This is a genomic window from Agrobacterium sp. ST15.16.055 (assembly GCF_027956555.1).
Classification (GTDB): domain Bacteria; phylum Pseudomonadota; class Alphaproteobacteria; order Rhizobiales; family Rhizobiaceae; genus Agrobacterium; species Agrobacterium salinitolerans.
Map to the genome: position 1 here is coordinate 89,526 of NZ_JAQKGN010000013.1, position 17,711 is coordinate 107,236.

General features: G+C 60.5%; 18 protein-coding genes. 17 read left to right on the plus strand and 1 reads right to left on the minus strand.

Going from position 1 to position 17,711, the window contains the following annotated elements:
* The first annotated feature begins 14 nt into the window (after positions 1-14).
* The 13 genes from PL599_RS17640 to rarD all read left to right on the plus strand — a co-directional run bounded on the left by PL599_RS17640 (position 15) and on the right by rarD (position 10,931).
* Positions 15-284: a type II toxin-antitoxin system ParD family antitoxin gene (locus PL599_RS17640; protein WP_269824191.1), complete on the plus strand. Its 270-nt coding sequence runs from the start codon at positions 15-17 to the stop codon at positions 282-284.
* Between the two features lies 1 nt (position 285).
* Positions 286-591 carry a type II toxin-antitoxin system RelE/ParE family toxin gene (locus tag PL599_RS17645; protein WP_137410985.1) on the plus strand — a complete coding sequence of 102 codons (306 nt, stop codon included), beginning with the start codon at positions 286-288 and terminating at the stop codon, positions 589-591.
* Positions 592-597: 6 nt separating this feature from the next.
* Complete coding sequence (radA, locus tag PL599_RS17650) at positions 598-2,004, plus strand: DNA repair protein RadA (protein WP_077982578.1); 1,407 nt, start codon at positions 598-600, stop codon at positions 2,002-2,004.
* Between the two features lie 89 nt (positions 2,005-2,093).
* Positions 2,094-2,681 carry a CvpA family protein gene (locus PL599_RS17655; RefSeq protein WP_137410042.1) on the plus strand — a complete coding sequence of 196 codons (588 nt, stop codon included), beginning with the start codon at positions 2,094-2,096 and terminating at the stop codon, positions 2,679-2,681.
* A 138-nt stretch (positions 2,682-2,819) separates the two neighbouring features.
* Complete coding sequence (gene purF / locus PL599_RS17660) at positions 2,820-4,328, plus strand: amidophosphoribosyltransferase (RefSeq protein WP_077982580.1); 1,509 nt, start codon at positions 2,820-2,822, stop codon at positions 4,326-4,328.
* A gap of 146 nt (positions 4,329-4,474) precedes the next feature.
* Positions 4,475-5,215 carry an SDR family NAD(P)-dependent oxidoreductase gene (locus PL599_RS17665; RefSeq protein WP_217004523.1) on the plus strand — a complete coding sequence of 247 codons (741 nt, stop codon included), beginning with the start codon at positions 4,475-4,477 and terminating at the stop codon, positions 5,213-5,215.
* 212 nt (positions 5,216-5,427) lie between these two features.
* Positions 5,428-6,813, plus strand: a complete 1,386-nt coding sequence (gene cysS, locus PL599_RS17670) for a cysteine--tRNA ligase (RefSeq protein ID WP_269824190.1) — start codon at positions 5,428-5,430, stop codon at positions 6,811-6,813.
* A 315-nt stretch (positions 6,814-7,128) separates the two neighbouring features.
* Positions 7,129-7,437: an endonuclease domain-containing protein gene (locus PL599_RS17675; RefSeq protein ID WP_271359454.1), complete on the plus strand. Its 309-nt coding sequence runs from the start codon at positions 7,129-7,131 to the stop codon at positions 7,435-7,437.
* The gene (locus tag PL599_RS17680; RefSeq protein ID WP_269824188.1) at positions 7,434-7,910 is read left to right on the plus strand and encodes a GFA family protein; all 477 of its coding nucleotides are present in this window, start codon (positions 7,434-7,436) and stop codon (positions 7,908-7,910) included. Before PL599_RS17675 ends, PL599_RS17680 begins: the two co-directional genes overlap by 4 nt.
* The gene (locus tag PL599_RS17685; protein WP_077982584.1) at positions 7,907-8,371 is read left to right on the plus strand and encodes a GFA family protein; all 465 of its coding nucleotides are present in this window, start codon (positions 7,907-7,909) and stop codon (positions 8,369-8,371) included. Before PL599_RS17680 ends, PL599_RS17685 begins: the two co-directional genes overlap by 4 nt.
* Positions 8,368-8,853 carry a GFA family protein gene (locus tag PL599_RS17690; RefSeq protein WP_077982585.1) on the plus strand — a complete coding sequence of 162 codons (486 nt, stop codon included), beginning with the start codon at positions 8,368-8,370 and terminating at the stop codon, positions 8,851-8,853. Before PL599_RS17685 ends, PL599_RS17690 begins: the two co-directional genes overlap by 4 nt.
* Entirely contained in the window at positions 8,850-9,806 is a 957-nt protein-coding gene (gene pip, locus PL599_RS17695) for a prolyl aminopeptidase (protein WP_142912510.1), read from the plus strand. The genes PL599_RS17690 and pip overlap by 4 nt, the downstream gene beginning before the upstream one ends.
* A 216-nt stretch (positions 9,807-10,022) precedes the next feature.
* Positions 10,023-10,931 (plus strand): EamA family transporter RarD, encoded by a 909-nt coding sequence (gene rarD, locus PL599_RS17700; protein WP_077982587.1) that lies wholly within the window; start codon positions 10,023-10,025, stop codon positions 10,929-10,931.
* 83 nt (positions 10,932-11,014) lie between these two features.
* On the opposite strand, the gene PL599_RS17705 is transcribed toward rarD, so the two are convergent.
* Positions 11,015-11,635 (minus strand): TIGR00730 family Rossman fold protein, encoded by a 621-nt coding sequence (locus PL599_RS17705; protein WP_271359456.1) that lies wholly within the window; start codon positions 11,633-11,635, stop codon positions 11,015-11,017.
* Between the two features lie 156 nt (positions 11,636-11,791).
* Between PL599_RS17705 and PL599_RS17710 the strand changes: the two genes are divergently transcribed.
* From PL599_RS17710 to pssA, 4 genes are all read left to right on the plus strand, one after another.
* Positions 11,792-13,798 (plus strand): LysM peptidoglycan-binding domain-containing protein, encoded by a 2,007-nt coding sequence (locus tag PL599_RS17710; RefSeq protein WP_269824187.1) that lies wholly within the window; start codon positions 11,792-11,794, stop codon positions 13,796-13,798.
* A gap of 110 nt (positions 13,799-13,908) precedes the next feature.
* Complete coding sequence (locus tag PL599_RS17715) at positions 13,909-15,795, plus strand: ABCB family ABC transporter ATP-binding protein/permease (protein ID WP_269824186.1); 1,887 nt, start codon at positions 13,909-13,911, stop codon at positions 15,793-15,795.
* Positions 15,796-15,901: 106 nt separating this feature from the next.
* Complete coding sequence (locus PL599_RS17720) at positions 15,902-16,657, plus strand: phosphatidylserine decarboxylase (protein ID WP_137410032.1); 756 nt, start codon at positions 15,902-15,904, stop codon at positions 16,655-16,657.
* A gap of 22 nt (positions 16,658-16,679) precedes the next feature.
* Positions 16,680-17,549 carry a CDP-diacylglycerol--serine O-phosphatidyltransferase gene (gene pssA / locus PL599_RS17725; RefSeq protein WP_077982591.1) on the plus strand — a complete coding sequence of 290 codons (870 nt, stop codon included), beginning with the start codon at positions 16,680-16,682 and terminating at the stop codon, positions 17,547-17,549.
* Positions 17,550-17,711 lie beyond the last annotated feature (162 nt).

A 17,711-nucleotide genomic window follows, 5' to 3' on the forward strand; every position in this document is an offset into this window, starting at 1 on the left:
AAAAGGAGATCGAAATGCCCGAAATCCATTTGAGCGAGCAGGACGAGAAGTTCATTGAGGAGCAGGTGGCGGCTGGTATTTATAGCGACGCGGACGCCGTCATTCATGCGAGCCTGCAATTGCTGAGCAGTGACGAAGGTAAACGAGCCGCGCTTCAGTTGCTGATCCAGGAGGGCATCGACGACGCCGAGGCGGGCCGGGTCCACCGTTATACCTCACAGGACGAGTTTCTGAGCGATATCAAACGAGTTTCCGCGCAGCAAAAAACGGGGTCCGGCAATTAAAATCCGGACTCCAACCTTCACCACGCGCGCAAGGCGCGACCTTGCCGAAGACCACGCCTATATCGAGGCCGAAAATCCCCTTGCTGCTGATCGCTTCGCCCTCGATATCTTCAATAAAATCGAATCGATAGCGGCACTGGGCTTATCCGGTGTCTCAAGAAGCGGATATGGAGCCGGGCTTCGCAGCATCGCTTATCGTGAGCGCGTTATTTTCTTTCGTGTCGACGAGAATGAGCTTACCGTTTTGCGCGTACTGCACGGCCATCAAGACATTTCCGCCAACGATTTCAAACAAGAAGAAAACTGACAAAACATGGCCAAAGCCAAGACCCAATTTGTGTGCCAGAACTGCGGCACGGTTCATACCCGCTGGGCAGGAAAATGCGAAGGCTGCGGCGAGTGGAATACCATCGTCGAAGAAGACCCGATGGGCGGTATCGGCTCCGGGCCGGGCAAGGTGCCGAAGAAGGGCAGACCTGTCACGCTCACCTCGCTTTCCGGCGAGATCGAGGAAGCGCCGCGTATTCCGACCGGCATCAGCGAACTAGACCGGGCGACTGGCGGCGGCTTCGTGCGCGGTTCGGCCGTTTTGATCGGCGGCGACCCGGGTATCGGCAAATCGACGCTGCTGATGCAGGCGGCGGCTGCCCTGTCGCGGCGCGGCCATCGCATCGTCTATGTCTCGGGCGAAGAGGCGGTGGCGCAGGTGCGTCTGCGGGCGCAACGTCTCGGCGCTGCGGATACGGACGTGCTCTTGGCGGCGGAAACCAATGTCGAGGATATTCTGGCAACGATTTCCGAGGGCAAGCGGCCCGATCTCGTCATCATCGATTCCATTCAGACGCTGTGGAGCGACACGGCCGATTCCGCCCCCGGCACGGTGACGCAGGTGCGCACCGGCGTGCAGGCGATGATCCGTTTCGCCAAGCAGACAGGCGCGACCATGGTGCTTGTCGGCCATGTGACAAAGGAAGGCCAGATCGCCGGTCCGCGCGTGGTGGAACACATGGTCGATGCCGTGCTTTATTTTGAAGGGGATCGTGGTCACCATTACCGCATTCTGCGCACGGTCAAGAACCGCTTCGGGCCGACCGATGAAATCGGCGTTTTCGAAATGTCGGATCGTGGCCTCAGGGAAGTGTCCAATCCGTCGGAGCTGTTTCTGGGCGAGCGCAACGAAAAATCGCCGGGTGCAGCGGTTTTCGCCGGCATCGAAGGCACACGTCCCATACTTGTCGAGGTGCAGGCGCTGGTCGCTGCCACGTCGCTCGGCACGCCGCGCCGCGCGGTCGTTGGCTGGGACAGCTCGCGACTCGCCATGATTCTCGCCGTATTGGAGGCCCATTGCGGGGTGAAGCTTGGCCAGCATGATGTTTATCTGAATGTCGCAGGCGGCTACCGCATTTCAGAACCGGCGGCCGATATGGCGATTGCCTCGGCGCTTGTTTCCTCGCTTGCCGGTCTTGCCCTGCCCGCCGATTGCGTCTATTTCGGCGAAATCAGCCTGTCGGGTGCGGTGCGCCCGGTTTCGCATACGGGCCAACGGTTGAAAGAAGCTGAAAAACTCGGCTTTTCCGCCGCACTTCTGCCGTCTGGTTCGGCTGAATTGCCCAAAGCGGGCAAGGGTCGGTGGGCGGAAATTGAAAGCCTTCCGGACCTCGTGGCCCGCATCGCCGGCTCCGGCAACCGGTTCAAACAGGTTGAGGACGACGAATATTGATCCTTTCGCCAAGGGAAACAGTGGTGTAAGAGGATCGCAAAATTGGCAAGGCAGCGTCTGACAAGGCGTCGCACCTCCGGAGTTGGTATATGCCCATTACAATTTTCGACGGCATCGTCATCGCCGTTGTTCTTTTCTCTGCCCTTCTTGCAATGGTGCGCGGTTTCTCACGCGAGATTTTGTCGATTGCGAGCTGGGGCGGCTCTGTCGCCGCCGCCTATTATCTTTATCCGGTCCTCTTGCCCTATGCGCGCAACTATACTGATGACGACAAGATCGCCATCGCCGGTTCCGCCGGTGTGGTCTTCCTCGTCTCGCTGATCGTGATTTCCTTCATCACCTCGCGTATTGCCGATTTCATCATCGACAGCCGCATCGGCGCACTGGACCGTACGCTCGGCTTCCTGTTCGGCGCGGCGCGCGGCATCCTGCTGCTCGTCGTCGCGGTCGCCTTCTGGAACTGGCTGGTGGATGTGAAGACGCAGCCGGAATGGATGACCCAGGCCAAGTCCAAACCTTTCCTCGACGGGCTGGTCGGCAAGCTGGAGGCGGTTCTTCCTGACGATATCGAGCCGCAGATCCGCGCCCGTATCCTTGGAAAACCGCAGGAACCGACAGCAGCGCAGGCGCCTGCGGAAGATGTGCCGGCGACAAATCAACCGGCAACGAATAATTGACACAGTGTCGCGCCTTGCAATGCATGCAAGGCGCGCTATTTGTGCTAAATATCAAGCACGACACAGACGGACCGACCGGGAGAGATACTCACCGGAGAGGTCTTTCTTTTTTCTCGGTAGAGAGCAAGGGCAAGCCGGATGATTGAGCCGCTTTCGCATTCCACATTCCATGGGACCACTTTCAAGGAAGAGATCGACGGCGATACGCTGCATGAAGAATGCGGCGTGTTCGGCATTCTCGGCCATGCCGATGCCTCGGCGCTGACCGCGCTCGGTCTGCATGCGCTCCAGCATCGCGGCCAGGAAGCAGCCGGCATCGTCTCCTTCGATGGCAAGCGCTTCCATCAGGAACGCCATATGGGCCTCGTTGGCGATCATTATACCGATCCCGCAACGCTCGCCCGCCTGCCAGGCTCCATCGCCATTGGCCACACCCGTTATTCCACCACGGGCGAAGTGGCGATGCGCAACGTGCAGCCGCTGTTTGCCGAGCTGGAAGAAGGCGGCATTTCCATTGCCCACAATGGCAACTTCACCAACGGCCTGACGCTGCGCCGTCAGATCATCGCGACAGGCGCCATCTGTCAGTCGACGTCGGATACCGAAGTCGTCCTTCACCTCATCGCCCGCTCACGCCACTCTTCCACCGCTGATCGTTTCATTGACGCGATCCGCCAGATGGAAGGCGGTTATTCGATGCTGGCGATGACCCGCACCAAGCTGATCGCCGCACGCGACCCTATCGGCATCCGCCCGCTCGTCATGGGCGAACTGGACGGCAAGCCGATCTTCTGCTCGGAAACCTGCGCTCTCGACATCATCGGTGCGAAATTCGTGCGCGACGTTGAAAACGGCGAAGTCATCATCTGCGAAATCCAGCCTGACGGTTCGATCACCATCGACGCGCGCAAGCCCTCGAAGCCGCAGCCGGAGCGTCTCTGCCTGTTCGAATATGTCTATTTCGCCCGCCCCGATTCCGTCGTCGGTGGCCGCAACGTCTACACGACGCGCAAGAACATGGGCATGAACCTTGCCAAGGAAGCACCGCTGGAAGCTGACGTCGTGGTACCGGTTCCCGATGGCGGCACGCCGGCAGCGCTCGGTTTTGCGCAGGAAAGCGGCATTCCCTTCGAATATGGCATCATCCGCAACCATTATGTCGGCCGAACCTTCATCGAGCCGACGCAGCAGATCCGCGCTTTCGGCGTCAAGCTCAAGCATTCTGCCAACCGGGCGATGATCGAAGGCAAGCGCGTGGTGCTGGTGGACGATTCCATCGTGCGCGGCACGACCTCGGTCAAGATCGTGCAGATGATCCGAGAAGCCGGCGCCAAGGAAGTGCATATCCGCGTTGCCAGCCCGATGATTTTCCATCCGGATTTTTACGGCATCGATACACCTGACGCAGACAAGCTGCTCGCCAACCAATATGCGGACGTCGAAGCGATGGCGAAATATATCGGCGCAGATTCGCTGGCCTTCCTGTCCATCGACGGGCTTTACCGTGCGGTGGGTGGCGAAAACCGCAACCCGGCGCGGCCGCAGTTCACGGACCATTATTTCACCGGCGATTATCCGACCCGCCTTCTCGACAAGAATGGCGAGGCCATGGGCAGCAAGATTTCCATGCTGGCCAGTAACGGCTGATAGGTGCGACAGAACAAGCGGCCACCGGTCTCCGGCGGCCGCTTTTTTCTTGCCTTTTATTCCGCACGTCAGCTGCGACAATTTAATTGCTTGCAGCGGGCGTCCGCGGCTTCGTAGAAGAAGGCGCAATCATTTCGGGAGAGACCATGACTATCGATCTCAAGGGGCGCATCGCTCTCGTTACCGGCGCATCGCGCGGCATCGGCTATTTCACCGCGCTGGAGCTGGCCAAAGCGGGCGCGCATGTCATCGCCTGCGCCCGCACGGTCGGCGGCCTTGAGGAACTGGACGACGCCATCAAGGCCGTCGGCGGCACCGCGACGCTGGTCCCCTTTGATCTCGCCGACATGAAAGCCATCGATGCGCTGGGCGCCAATATATACGAACGCTGGGGCAAGCTCGATATTCTGGTCGCCAATGCCGGTGTTCTTGGCGTGATTTCCCCGGTCGGCCATATCGAGGCGAAGGTCTTCGAAAGGGTCATGAACATCAACGTCACCGCCACCTGGCGGCTGATCCGTTCGGTCGAGCCGCTGCTGTTGAAATCGGATGCCGGCCGCGCGCTCATCCTGTCTTCGGGTGCGGCCCATAGCTGTCGTCCCTTCTGGGGCGTCTACGCCACCTCCAAGGCCGCCGTGGAAGCGCTCGCCCGCACCTGGGCTGCGGAAACGCAGAAGAGCGCGCTTCGTGTCAACAGCATCAATCCGGGTGCCACGCGCACGGCGATGCGCGCCCAGGCCATGCCGGGCGAAGATCCGGCCACCGTGCCGCATCCGTCCGAAGTTGCCGCCGCCATCCTTCCACTCGCCTCGCCCGATCTTACCGAAACCGGCAAGCTCTTCGTCGTGCGTGAGAGGAAATTCGTGGAATATCGCCAGCCGGAATAAGCTTTTGGCCCGCGTCATTGCGGCACCGGCGAGAAACGCTTGACCACACAGAACCGCCGCGCCATAAGGCAAGGTATGAAAACAACGATCTGCACCTGCTGCTGAATAATTTTTGCTGGTTCGCCACCGGCCAGATCGTTTTCGTCTTCCCGCAAGGTCCAACAGACAAACGGTCCGGTCAGGACAATTGACTGCCTTTAGGGAACACCCGCATGTCCTTGCGCCTGAAACTCTACAATACCCTGACCCGCGAAAAGGCGGAATTTGCGCCGATCGATCCTGACAATGTGCGCATGTATGTGTGCGGCCCGACGGTCTATGATTTCGCCCATATCGGCAATGCGCGCCCGGTCATCGTGTTCGATGTTCTCTATCGCCTGCTGCGCCACGTCTACGGCGAAAACCACGTTACCTATGCCCGCAACATCACCGATCTCGACGACAAGATCAACGCGCGGGCATTGCGCGACTATCCGCATCTGCCGCTGAACGACGCCATCCACGCGGTGACGAAAAAGACGGCCGACCAGTTCCATGATGACGTCGCCGCCCTCGGCTGCCTTCCGCCGACCGTGGAACCCCGCGCCACCGACTATATTGCCGAGATGATCCGTCTCATCGAGAGGCTCATCGAACGCGGCCACGCCTATACGGCGGGCGGCGAGGTTCTGTTCGACACGCGGTCGATGGCCGATTACGGCCAGCTTTCCAAACGTCCGCTGGACGAACAGCAGGCCGGCGCGCGCGTGGCGGTGGAAGCCCACAAAAAGAACCCCGGCGATTTTGTGCTTTGGAAACTGTCGTCCCACAACGAACCTGGCTGGGAGAGCCCCTGGGGTCTCGGCCGCCCGGGCTGGCACATCGAGTGCTCGGCCATGGCTGGCCGTTACCTTGGCGAAATCTTCGACATTCACGGTGGCGGGCTCGACCTCATCTTCCCGCATCATGAGAACGAAATCGCGCAATCGCGCTGCGCCCACGGCACGCATGTCATGGCCAATGTGTGGATGCATAACGGCTTCGTGCAGGTGGAAGGCCGCAAGATGTCGAAGTCCGAGGGCAACTTCGTGACGATCTACGAATTGCTGCACACGGAAAAATTCGGCGGACGGCAATGGCCGGGCGAAGTACTGCGTCTCGCTATGCTGATGACGCATTATCGCGAGCCGATCGATTTTTCGGTGAAGCGTCTGGAAGAGGCCGAACGCCTGCTGGCCAAATGGCCGGCGGCCGAAAACTCCGAGGCCGCACCGGACGAAACTGTGCTTGATGCGCTTGCCGACGACCTCAACACGGTTGCCGCCGTGCAGGCGCTGCATGCGCTGGCCCATGCGGCCAATACCGACCCGTCCAGACTACCCGCCTTCGCCGCCAGCGCCGCCCTGATGGGTGTTCTGCCGAAGAAGACGGAGGTGGATGAGGCCATCGTTTCGGCTGTCGATGCGTTGGTGGAATTGCGTCTTGAAATGCTGAAGGCGAAAAACTTTGCGGAGGCGGATCGTGTTCGCGACGAGCTTTTGGAAAAGGGCATTCAGTTGAAGGATGGCAAGGACAAAGAGACCGGGGAGCGGACGACAACGTGGGAGATTAAGCGGTAATTTACTGCTGCGGTTTGGGGTTTACCCCCCTCTGCCCTGCCGGGCATCTCCCCCTCAAGGGGGGAGATCGATCTGTGGCGCGGTCTCGCCCATCTCAACGCTTAAGAGTGAAGTTGAGGTAGCGCCTCCTGCTGATCTCCCCCCTTGAGGGGGAGATGCCCGGCAGGGCAGAGGGGGGTAAGTCCCACGACACGCCCTTGCTTTCGACCACGCCATACTCCAATCTCGCAGCACCCATCAAGCCGCGAGCCGCTCATGCCCCACGCCAAGGTCAAACCCCAACATCGGGAATATGCGCGGAAGATGCGAAAGGCTATGACCGACACAGAGCTGAAGTTTTGGAACGCCGTCCGTGCTCACCGCCTAGACGGCCTGTCTTTCCGACGCCAGTTGCCGGTTGCCGGATATATCGTTGATTTCGCTTGCCCGTCGCATAAGATCATCATCGAACTGGACGGGTTTCAACACGCGGAAGACTTTGCGGCAGCTTACGACCGGCAGAGAACACAAACGCTTGAGGAACTAGGCTGGACCATCCTCCGTTTCTGGAACGACGATATCCTCAACGACATCGACAATGTCTGTCTCCACATTATCCGCATGGCAGAGGAGAACCAAGCATGACCACCCATACCGGCGGATGCCAATGCGGCGCGGTCCGTTTTCGCGCCACAGGCGACCTGAAAGACAGTTCCATCTGCCATTGCCGCATGTGCCAGAAGGCCTTCGGGGCCTATTACGCGCCGCTGGTTTCGGTACGCAACGTGGAATTCGAATGGACGCGCGGCGAGCCGAAGCGGTTTCAATCCTCCAGCGTCGTCAGACGCGGCTTCTGCCCGGAGTGTGGCACGCCGCTCACCTATGAGGCGCCGGATGGCGTGGCGGTGGCTGCCGGGGCATTTGACGATCCCGCAGCGCTGCCGCCAACCATTCAGTGGGGCGTGGAGCGCAAGATCGATTTCGTCGACACGCTTCACACGCTGCCTGCCGTTCCGACGGAAGACGACCTGACTTCGGTGGACTATCTCACCAATCTCGTCTCCTATCAGCACCCCGACCATGATACGGCACAATGGCCGCTGGAGAACAGACAATGAGCGAAAGTGGTTTTTCCGGCGGTTGCCAGTGTGGTGCGGTGCGTTTCCATGCGGGCAAACTTGGCCGGGCCTCCATCTGCCATTGCCGCATGTGCCAGAAACATTTCGGCAATTTCTTCGGCGCACTCGTCACAGCCGATCAGGCGCATCTGACCTGGACGCGCGGCCAGCCTGCCCTCTTTCGTTCGTCGCAGAAAATCCATCGCGGTTTCTGCAACAAGTGCGGCACGCCGCTGACCTACCATTATCCCGGCGGCGTCGAGATCGCCATCGGCGCTTTCGATGAGCCCGAGCGGATCGAGCCGCAGGTGCAGGTCAATGTCCACAAGCGCATGCCGTGGATAGAGCAGCTCTTCGGCAAGCCGACCGTGGAACAGGGCGTGGACGAGGCGGAGATCACCTCCTATCAGCACCCGGATCACGACACACAGGTCTGGCCGCCGGAAGACGAGCGCGCATGAGCGGAGCCGAGGGTTTCAGCGGTGGATGTCAGTGCGGCGCGGTGCGTTATCGGATAGAGGGCGGTCTTCGTTATCCGCATCTGTGCCATTGCCGCATGTGCCAGAAGGCATCGGGCAATTATTTCATGCCGCTTGCCGCAAGTACGCTTACGCAGTTTGAAATCACCCGCGGCGAAGCAACGTGGTTCCAGTCCTCCGATCACGTGCGTCGCGGTTTCTGCGGCCGGTGCGGCACGCCGCTGTTCTACGACATGCCGGGCGCCGATTTCATCAATATTGCCCTCGGTTCGCTGGACGAACCCCAGCGGATCAAACCCGAGGCGCAATCCAATCTCGCTGGCAAAATGCAGTGGTTCGGCGCACTCGACGGCTTGCCGATCGAGCCGGAGCCTGCAACGGATAGCCCTTCCCCTCGGGTGAACAATTGCCAACACCCGGACCATGATACGGCCGAATGGCCAGCGAAGGATGATGACCCATGACCGAAGAATTGCGCGGCTTTTACCCCGAGATCGAACCTTTCGAGACCGGCATGCTCGATGTCGGCGACGGCCACACGATCTATTGGGAACGGGTGGGCACGCGCGGTGGAAAACCGGCGGTTTTCCTGCATGGCGGCCCCGGCGGCGGGGTGAATCCCACGCATCGCCGCGTTTTCGATCCGGCCCTTTACGACGTCATCCTGTTCGACCAGCGCGGCTGCGGCCGCTCCACGCCGCATGCGGAACTGGAAGCCAATACCACATGGCATCTCGTTGCCGATATCGAAAGGCTGCGCGTGCTTTGCGGCTTCGAGAAATGGCTGGTTTTCGGCGGTTCCTGGGGCTCGACGCTGGCGCTCGCCTATGCCGAGACCCATCCCGACCGCGTCAGTGAGCTGGTTCTGCGCGGCATTTACACCGTCACCAGGCCGGAACTGGACTGGTATTACCAGTTCGGCGTTTCCGAAATGTATCCGGATCAGTGGGAAAAATTCATAGCACCCATCCCGCAAGCCGAACGCGGCGAGATGATGCAGGCCTATAACCGCTATCTCACCGGTACCGACGAGGCGAAGAAACTCGAATGCGCCAAGGCATGGAGCCAGTGGGAAGGGGCAACCATCTCGCTCGTCAGCGATCCCGACCGGGTCGCGGATTTCGGCGAGGACAAATACGCCATCGCTTTCGCCCGCATCGAAAACCACTTTTTCGTCAATGGCGGCTGGCTGGAAGAAGGCCAATTGCTGCGCGACGCCGGCAAACTTAACGATATTCCCGGCGTCATCGTGCATGGGCGTTATGACATGCCCTGCCCGCTGAAATATGCCTGGCAGCTGGCCAAGGCCTGGTCGAAGGCGGATTTCCATATCGTCGAGGCGGCCGGACACGCGATGAGCGAGCCGGGCATTCTTGATCAACTGATCCGCGCCAACGACCGTTTTGCCGGGAAATAACCAGTCCTTTCATCACCTTGCAACGGACGGATAAGAGAATGATTCACGCAGGGCTTCCTGCGTGAATCATTTCCTTCCATCGCGGAGCAGCCCATTTCAAGGGCAGCGCGCCTTTTATTCATGCAGTTTTTCTCATGAACCCTTCACGGAAATGAATTGGCCGCCACTGTGGCAATCCGTTATAAAACGGCATCCGAACAATTGGCGGTACTCCCCATGGCACTCGACAAATCGCTCCCGGCCCAGGAGGGCGGCGACAGCGCGCGCGGTTTTGCTTTCGCGCTTTCCGCTTATCTGCTCTGGGGGTTTCTTCCATTCTACATGAAAGCGGTTGCGCATATTTCGCCGATCGAGGTCATTGTCCATCGCGTCGTCTGGTCGGTGCCGATTGCGGCGGTCGTGCTGATTGCGCTCGGGCGCACGGCGGAAATCAGAACCGCGCTCAGAACCCCGAAGATGCTGGCTATGGCGAGCCTGACGGCCATCCTCATCAGCATCAACTGGGGCGTCTATATCTGGGCGATCGGCGCAGGCCGCGCGCTCGATGCCGCGCTTGGCTATTTCATCAATCCGCTGTTCAGCATTTTCCTCGGCGCGGTGCTTCTCAAGGAAAAGCTTTATCCGGCGCAGATCGCCGCTATCTGCCTCGTGGCGCTGGCGGTGGCGATCCTCACCTGGCATGCGGGTAGCCTGCCCTGGGTGTCCATCGCGCTCACCGTGTCCTGGGGTTTTTACGCCTTTTTCCGCAAGACTTTGCCGATTGGCGCAACGCAGGGTTTCCTGCTGGAAGTCATGCTTTTATCCATCCCTGCCGTGCTGGTGATGATCTGGCTCGCCTTCAGCGGACAGGCGCATTTCATGGGCGGCAACTCCGCCGATACCTGGCTTCTGGCGGCAAGCGGGCTTATCACCGCCGTTCCGCTCATCCTTTATGGCAATGGCGCAAAACTGCTGCGGCTGTCGACCATCGGCATCATGCAATATATCGCACCGACGATGATCTTCCTCATTGCCATCTTCATCTTCAAGGAGCCGTTCGACATGGTGCGCATGGCCGCCTTTGCGATGATCTGGGTGGCGCTGGCGATCTATACCGGCTCCAGCCTGCTGCGGCTCAAGCGGTAGTCTGTACTATCGTGGTCACCTTTCCGCTGTTTGGGGCAAATGGGTCTCAACAATTCGCCAGCAATCGCGGATACGCATAGTCGTTAAAGGCGGGAAATCACCGAAGGGTCGCCTTCCGGGTTCTGCTGCGCCAGCGCCCGGTCGATGATGGCGGGCACGATATCCTTCACCTCGTCGATGACGAGCGGGTTGAGAAGATGCGCGCGGTGAATGAAGCCCTGGTCGCGCATGTGTTGCACCAACTCCAGCATCGGGTTCCAGAAGCCGTTGATATTGGCAAAGACCATCGGTTTGGAATGGCGGCCAAGCTGCGCCCAGGTCATGATCTCGACAATCTCCTCCAGCGTGCCGACACCGCCCGGCAATGTCACGAAGCCATCGGACCGCTCGAACATCATATGTTTGCGCTCGTGCATGTCCTTGGTTATGACAAGCTCGTTCAATTGTCCGAGAGAATGGCGCGTCGCCTCCATATCGACCAGAAATTCCGGTATGATGCCGGTTACTTCGCCGCCATTGGAAAGAACGCCGCTGGCGACCGCGCCCATGATGCCCTTGGTGCCGCCGCCATAAATGAGGCGAATGCCGCTTTCGGCAAAGCATTTCCCAAGCGCGCGGCCTGCTTCCATATAAGCCGGATCACGTCCGGGCTGGGAGCCGCAATAAACGCAGATGGATCGAATCGATGTATTTTTGTCCGTCATGAAGGGAAGGAACTATGTGCGATGCGGCACGTCAAGAAAATTTGGGAAATCCCTTGCAAATATGGCCTTTTAGCCACTCGCCGCTTGTCTGGCGCAAGGTAAGGCGCTAGCAATCTCAACTTGTGTGAAAAGCTTGAAATACCCGGAGATTCCAGGATGAAAAATAATAAAGCCGGTTTGCTGGCGCTGGTCGTGCTGGGGATTGCGTCCCTGCTCATGATCTTTTTCGTCCTGCCGCGGATTTCAAACGACGGCAAACCGATCGGCGACGCTATCAACGAGGCCGGCGACGCTGTGAAGAACAGCGTTGAAATGGGCGCCGACAAGGCGGGCGACATCCTGTCCGACGCGGCCGAGGAAACCGCCAACATCGCCGACAAGGTCGGACGGCGGGCGGCTTCCGCCACCCAGTCGATCAAGGATCTGACGACGCTTTTCGCCGACAGCAAGGTTCCCTCCGACGCCGATTTCGCAGCGGCGCGCAAGAAGGTCGAAACCTCGCTGAAGGAACTGACGAATATCGAAATTCCCGAGTCGCTGGACGAAACGACGTCGCGGCTCATCACTACGGCGCGCGCGGCCGCCGAGCGCACCACGGCGTTCCTGCGCGGCCTGCCTGACAATGCGGCGGCGGCGGCGGCCCAGGTGCGTCGTCTGGCTGGCGTCTTCGCCGGCACCGACGATGGTGCGCCAGAACCGGAAAAACCGGCCGCAGCACCCGCCGATGCGGCGCAATCATCATCCGCCACGCCGACTTTCGACGTGCTGCGCGTCGAGCCGGATGGTTCGGCCGTGATCGCCGGCAAGGCGCAGCCCGGTGCGAAGCTCGAAATCTTGAGCAACGGCAAGGTGATCGCGCAGACGACCATCGACGGCAGCGGCGATTTCGCCGCCGTTTTCGACAATCCGCTGCCACCCGGCGATCATGAGCTGGTGCTGCGTTCGACCGATGCCAACGGCAAGGCAACGCAATCCGAAGAAGTCGCCACGGTTTCCGTACCTGACGGCAAGACGGGCGAGCTTCTGGCCATGGTTTCCAAGCCCGGCAAGGCAAGCCGCGTGCTGGCCATGCCGGAGGCGGCCCCTCCGGCGCTTCAGCCGCAAGCCGCGCCCTCGCAACAGCCTGCGGCAACATCCGAAACCAGCGCCAACACCGCTTCCGCACCGCTCGCCGGCACTGCGGCTGCGTCCGCCGCGGCCCCGCTGACCTCGAGCGTTCAGGTCACCGCCGTCGAGTTCGAGGGATCGAAGATCTTCGTCGCCGGTTCCGCGCCTGCCGGTTCGACTGTGCGTGCGCTGGTCGATGACAGGGAAATCGGCAAGAGCATCACGGAAGCCTCCGGTCATTTCGTCGTCGAAGGCGATGTCGAGCTTAGCGTCGGCAGCCACATCATCACCGTCGAGGAACTGAACGCCGACGGCGCCGCGAAACTGCGCGTGCGCGTTCCCTTCGAGCGGCCGCAGACCGACCAGGCGACCGTCGCCATGCAAACGCCGTCCGCTCCGTCGTCAGCCACAGCGACTGCGGCGCCGGCTGAAAACCAGAGCACGGCGAGTGATCGCGCAACTTTTGAAAAGCTGCGCGACGATGTCGCCAAGGCCTTCGGCATTCTTTCCAATCTCTACAAGGATCAGGCCACGCCGGCGCTCGATCAGGCCATTGCCGGCCGCTCCGCCGTCGTCATCGGCCTCAAGTCGCTTTCGGAATTCCGTACCGCCGCCGCGACAGATCCGGCCTTCACCGCTTTTGCCGGCGACATCACCGCCAAGGCGCGCCAGCTGCTGACATCGGTCGAAGCATGGCCGAACGATGTGGCGGCAATCGGCAAGGGTATCGCCTCGCTGACAAGCCGCCTTGCCGAGCTCCACATCACGGCGCCCGCCGCTCCCGCTCCACAGGCGCCCGCCGGTCCGCAGACCTTCGAGCAGGCGCCGCTGGCAGAGAGCCAGAACAGCGTCATCATCCGCCGCGGTGATACGCTGTGGCAGATTTCCCGTCGTGTTTATGGTCAGGGCGTGCGTTATACGACGATCTATCTCGCCAACGAAGACCAGATCAAAAACCCCGACCTGATCGAGCCCGGCCAGATTTTCGGCGTGCCGAAAGAGGCGTTGCCGAATGCCGAGGAACTTCACCGCAAGCGGCTGAAGGGCGGCTCCTGAGCATTTCTAGCGTTGCGGCGAATGCGCAACAACCCTATCTGTGACACGCACGGCGGCTTGACCAAAGCCGCCGCCCTGCTGTCGGCTTCCGGCAGTCACCGGAGCGAATGATGGCCACGAAGAAAAAAACCATTTCCGCGGATTCCAGCAATCCCATCCAGACGCTGATCAATCTCTGGCCCTATATGTGGCCGGAGGGGCGTTGGGATCTGAAGATGCGGGTGGTCTGGGCCACCGTGTATCTGGTCGTCGCCAAGCTGGTGCTGATCTCGGTTCCCTATTTCTTCAAATGGGCGACCGATGCGCTGAACGGCCGGCTGGATATGGCCGGGCTTGTTCCCGCCTTCCTGCTCGGAGCCGTCGCGCTGGTGATCGCCTATAATCTGACGCGGCTGATACAGGTGGGACTCAACCAGCTGCGCGATTCGCTTTTTGCAAGCGTCGGCCAACATGCCGTGCGTCAGCTCGCCTACAGGACCTTCGTTCACATGCACCGGCTTTCTTTGCGGTTCCATCTGGAGCGCAAGACCGGCGGACTGTCGCGGGTCATCGAGCGTGGCACCAAGGGCATTGAAACCATTGTCCGCTTCACCATTCTCAACACCGCGCCGACCCTCATCGAATTCCTGCTGACAGCGATCATCTTCTGGGCCTCCTACGGTTTTTCCTATGTGCTCGTCACGGTCATCACGGTCTGGGCCTATATCTGGTTCACCGTGCGGGCCAGCAACTGGCGTATCGGCATCCGCCGCGCCATGAATGACAGCGACACCGACGCCAACACCAAGGCAATCGATTCGCTCCTCAATTTCGAGACCGTCAAATATTTCGGCAATGAAGAGATGGAGGCGCGGCGTTTCGATGTCGCCATGGAGCGTTACGAAAAATCGGCGACCTCGATCTGGACCTCGCTTGGCTGGCTGAACTTCGGCCAGGGCGTTATCTTCGGCATCGGCTCCACCGTCATGATGGTGATGTCGGCGCTTGCCGTGCAGCGCGGCGAACAGACAATCGGCGATTTCGTCTTCGTCAATGCGCTGCTGTTGCAGCTTTCCGTGCCGTTGAATTTCATCGGCTTCGTTTATCGCGAAATCCGCCAGGGCCTGACCGACATCGAGCAGATGTTCGATCTTCTGGAAGTAGAGGCGGAAGTCACCGACAGGCCGGATGCGAAGCCGCTTGCAGCCGGACCGGGCGCGATCTCCTTCCGCGACGTGCATTTCGCCTATGACCCCGACAGACCGATCCTGAAGGGCGTTTCCTTCGACGTGCCGGCGGGCAAGACGGTGGCCATTGTCGGCCCTTCGGGCGCGGGCAAATCGACGATCTCGCGGCTGCTTTATCGTTTCTACGATATTCAGGAAGGCTCCGTGACCGTTGACGGGCAGGATATTCGCGATGTGACGCAGAAGAGCCTGCGCTCGGTGATCGGTATGGTGCCGCAGGATACCGTGCTTTTCAACGACACGCTCGCCTATAACATCCGTTATGGCCGCCCCTCCGCCACCGACGAGGAACTGAGGGCTGCGGCGGATGCGGCGCAGATCAGCGCCTTCATCGGCAAGCTGCCGGAAGGTTACGCCACCATGGTCGGTGAACGCGGCCTGAAGCTTTCCGGCGGGGAAAAACAGCGCGTGGCGATTGCCCGCACGATCCTCAAAGGGCCGCCGATCCTCATTCTCGACGAGGCGACCTCTGCGCTCGATACGCATACCGAGCAGGAAATCCAGAGCGCGCTCGACATCGTCTCGAAGAACCGCACCACGCTGGTCATCGCCCATCGCCTTTCCACCGTCATCGGCGCGGATGAGATCATCGTGCTGAAGGACGGGCAGATCGCCGAACGCGGCACGCACAGCTCGCTGATGGAGCAGAACGGCCTCTACGCCTCGATGTGGAGCCGCCAGCGCGAGGCGATCCGTGCGGAAGAGGTGCTGCGCCATGTGCGCGAAACCGACGATCTGGGTGTCATCGACCGCGGTGAACCGGCGCATTGACGCGCATAACCCCGGCCAACCGGGCCTCATGGCCCCCGGCCCATTGCCCGGCGGCGCGTTTGGCTGTAACCAGCTAGGCAAAATTTGTCGCATTGCCGTGTGGCTCATGTCGTATCACGACCACATACAGACGCGACAGACGACAACCGGAGCAAGGAATCTCATGAATCTGTTCGACACCATTCGCAACACCATCGTACCGATCCACAAGGAAGGTTATGTCTTCGTGGCGGCCTTCTTCGTCGCATCGCTGGTGCTCGGCTGGATCGCCGAACCGCTGTTCTGGGTCGGTCTCGTGCTGACGGCCTGGTGCGCCTATTTCTTCCGCGATCCCGAGCGTGTCACGCCGCAGGATGACGACCTCATCATCAGCCCGGCCGATGGCAAGGTTTCCGCCGTGCAGAGCGTCGTTCCGCCGCTGGAGTTGGAACTCGGCAAGGAACCGCTGGTGCGTATCTCGGTGTTCATGAACGTGTTCAACTGCCATGTGAACCGCGCGCCCGTGCGTGGCCGCATCGTCAATGTCGCCTACCGTCCCGGCCTCTTCCTCAATGCCGAAGTGGACAAGGCTTCCGAAGACAATGAGCGCAACGGCCTCGTCATCGAGACGTCGCACGGCAAGGTCGGCGTGGTGCAGATCGCCGGCATGGTTGCCCGCCGCATCGTCTGCTGGGTAAAGCCGAATGAACCAGTCGACGCCGGCGAGCGTTTCGGTCTTATCCGTTTCGGCTCGCGTCTCGATATCTTCCTTCCCGCAGGTTTCGAGCCGCGTGTATCGGTGGGTCAGACGGCGATTGCCGGTGAGACCGTGCTTGCCGAAATTGGCTCCGCCAAGGGTCCGGTCGTCAGCCGCCGCGGCTGACGGAAACAGGAAGGGCATGCGCATGGAAACGCCGATCGCCGAACCGCAACAGAACGGCAAACCCGAAAGCCGCAGCGACAGCGGCCGTGGACCACGGCTGAGGGAAATTCCCTTTCGCCTCGTCGTTCCCAATCTCATCACCGTTCTGGCCATCTGTGCGGGCCTGAGCGGCGTGCGTCTCGCCATAGAGGGCCGCTTCGAGCTGGCCGTCGGCATGGTGCTGCTTGCCGCCTTCCTTGACGGCATAGACGGGCGCATCGCCCGCATGATGAAAGCGACGTCCAAATTCGGCGAGCAGATGGATTCGCTGGCCGATATCGTCAATTTCGGTGTCGCCCCTGCCCTCGTGGTCTATGCCTACCTTCTCGATCAGGCGCGCTCCATCGGCTGGATCGCCGCCCTCATCTATGTCATCGCCGCCGGCCTGCGTCTGGCGCGTTTCAACGTCATGATCGAGCGGCCGGTCAAGGCGCCGTGGCAGAATGAGTTCTTCGTGGGCGTCCCCGCCCCGATGGGCGCCATGCTGGTGCTGCTGCCTGTCTATCTCGGCTTCCTCGGCGTCGAGCCGGACAAGCCCTTCGCCTATGTGGCCGCCGCCTATACCGTGCTGATCGGTTATCTCCTCATCAGCCGCCTGCCGGTCTGGTCGGGAAAATCCGGCACCAGCCGCATCCGTCGCGATCTGGTCCTGCCGATGATCCTCGTCGTCGTGCTCTATGTCGCAATGCTGATGAGCTTCACCTGGGAAGTGCTGGTTCTGACGGTTGCCGCCTATCTCGTCTTCATTCCCATCAGCGCCCGCCTCTGGCACCGCCGCTACGGTACGCTGACCATCGAGGAAGACGCACATGACGACGCCAATGGCGGCAACGGCCTCGATCGCGGCATTTAAAACCGCAGGTTTATTTTTTCTCACACAAGCCGGCGCAGGATGTGACGCAAAATGTCGCAGTCTGGAAAGCCGGCTTCGTTTTTCTTCGCCTCGAATCCGTCAAGATTAGCCGCGAAAGAAGTGGCTCACACGCATCGCAACGGCGATTGACGTGAATTGTGG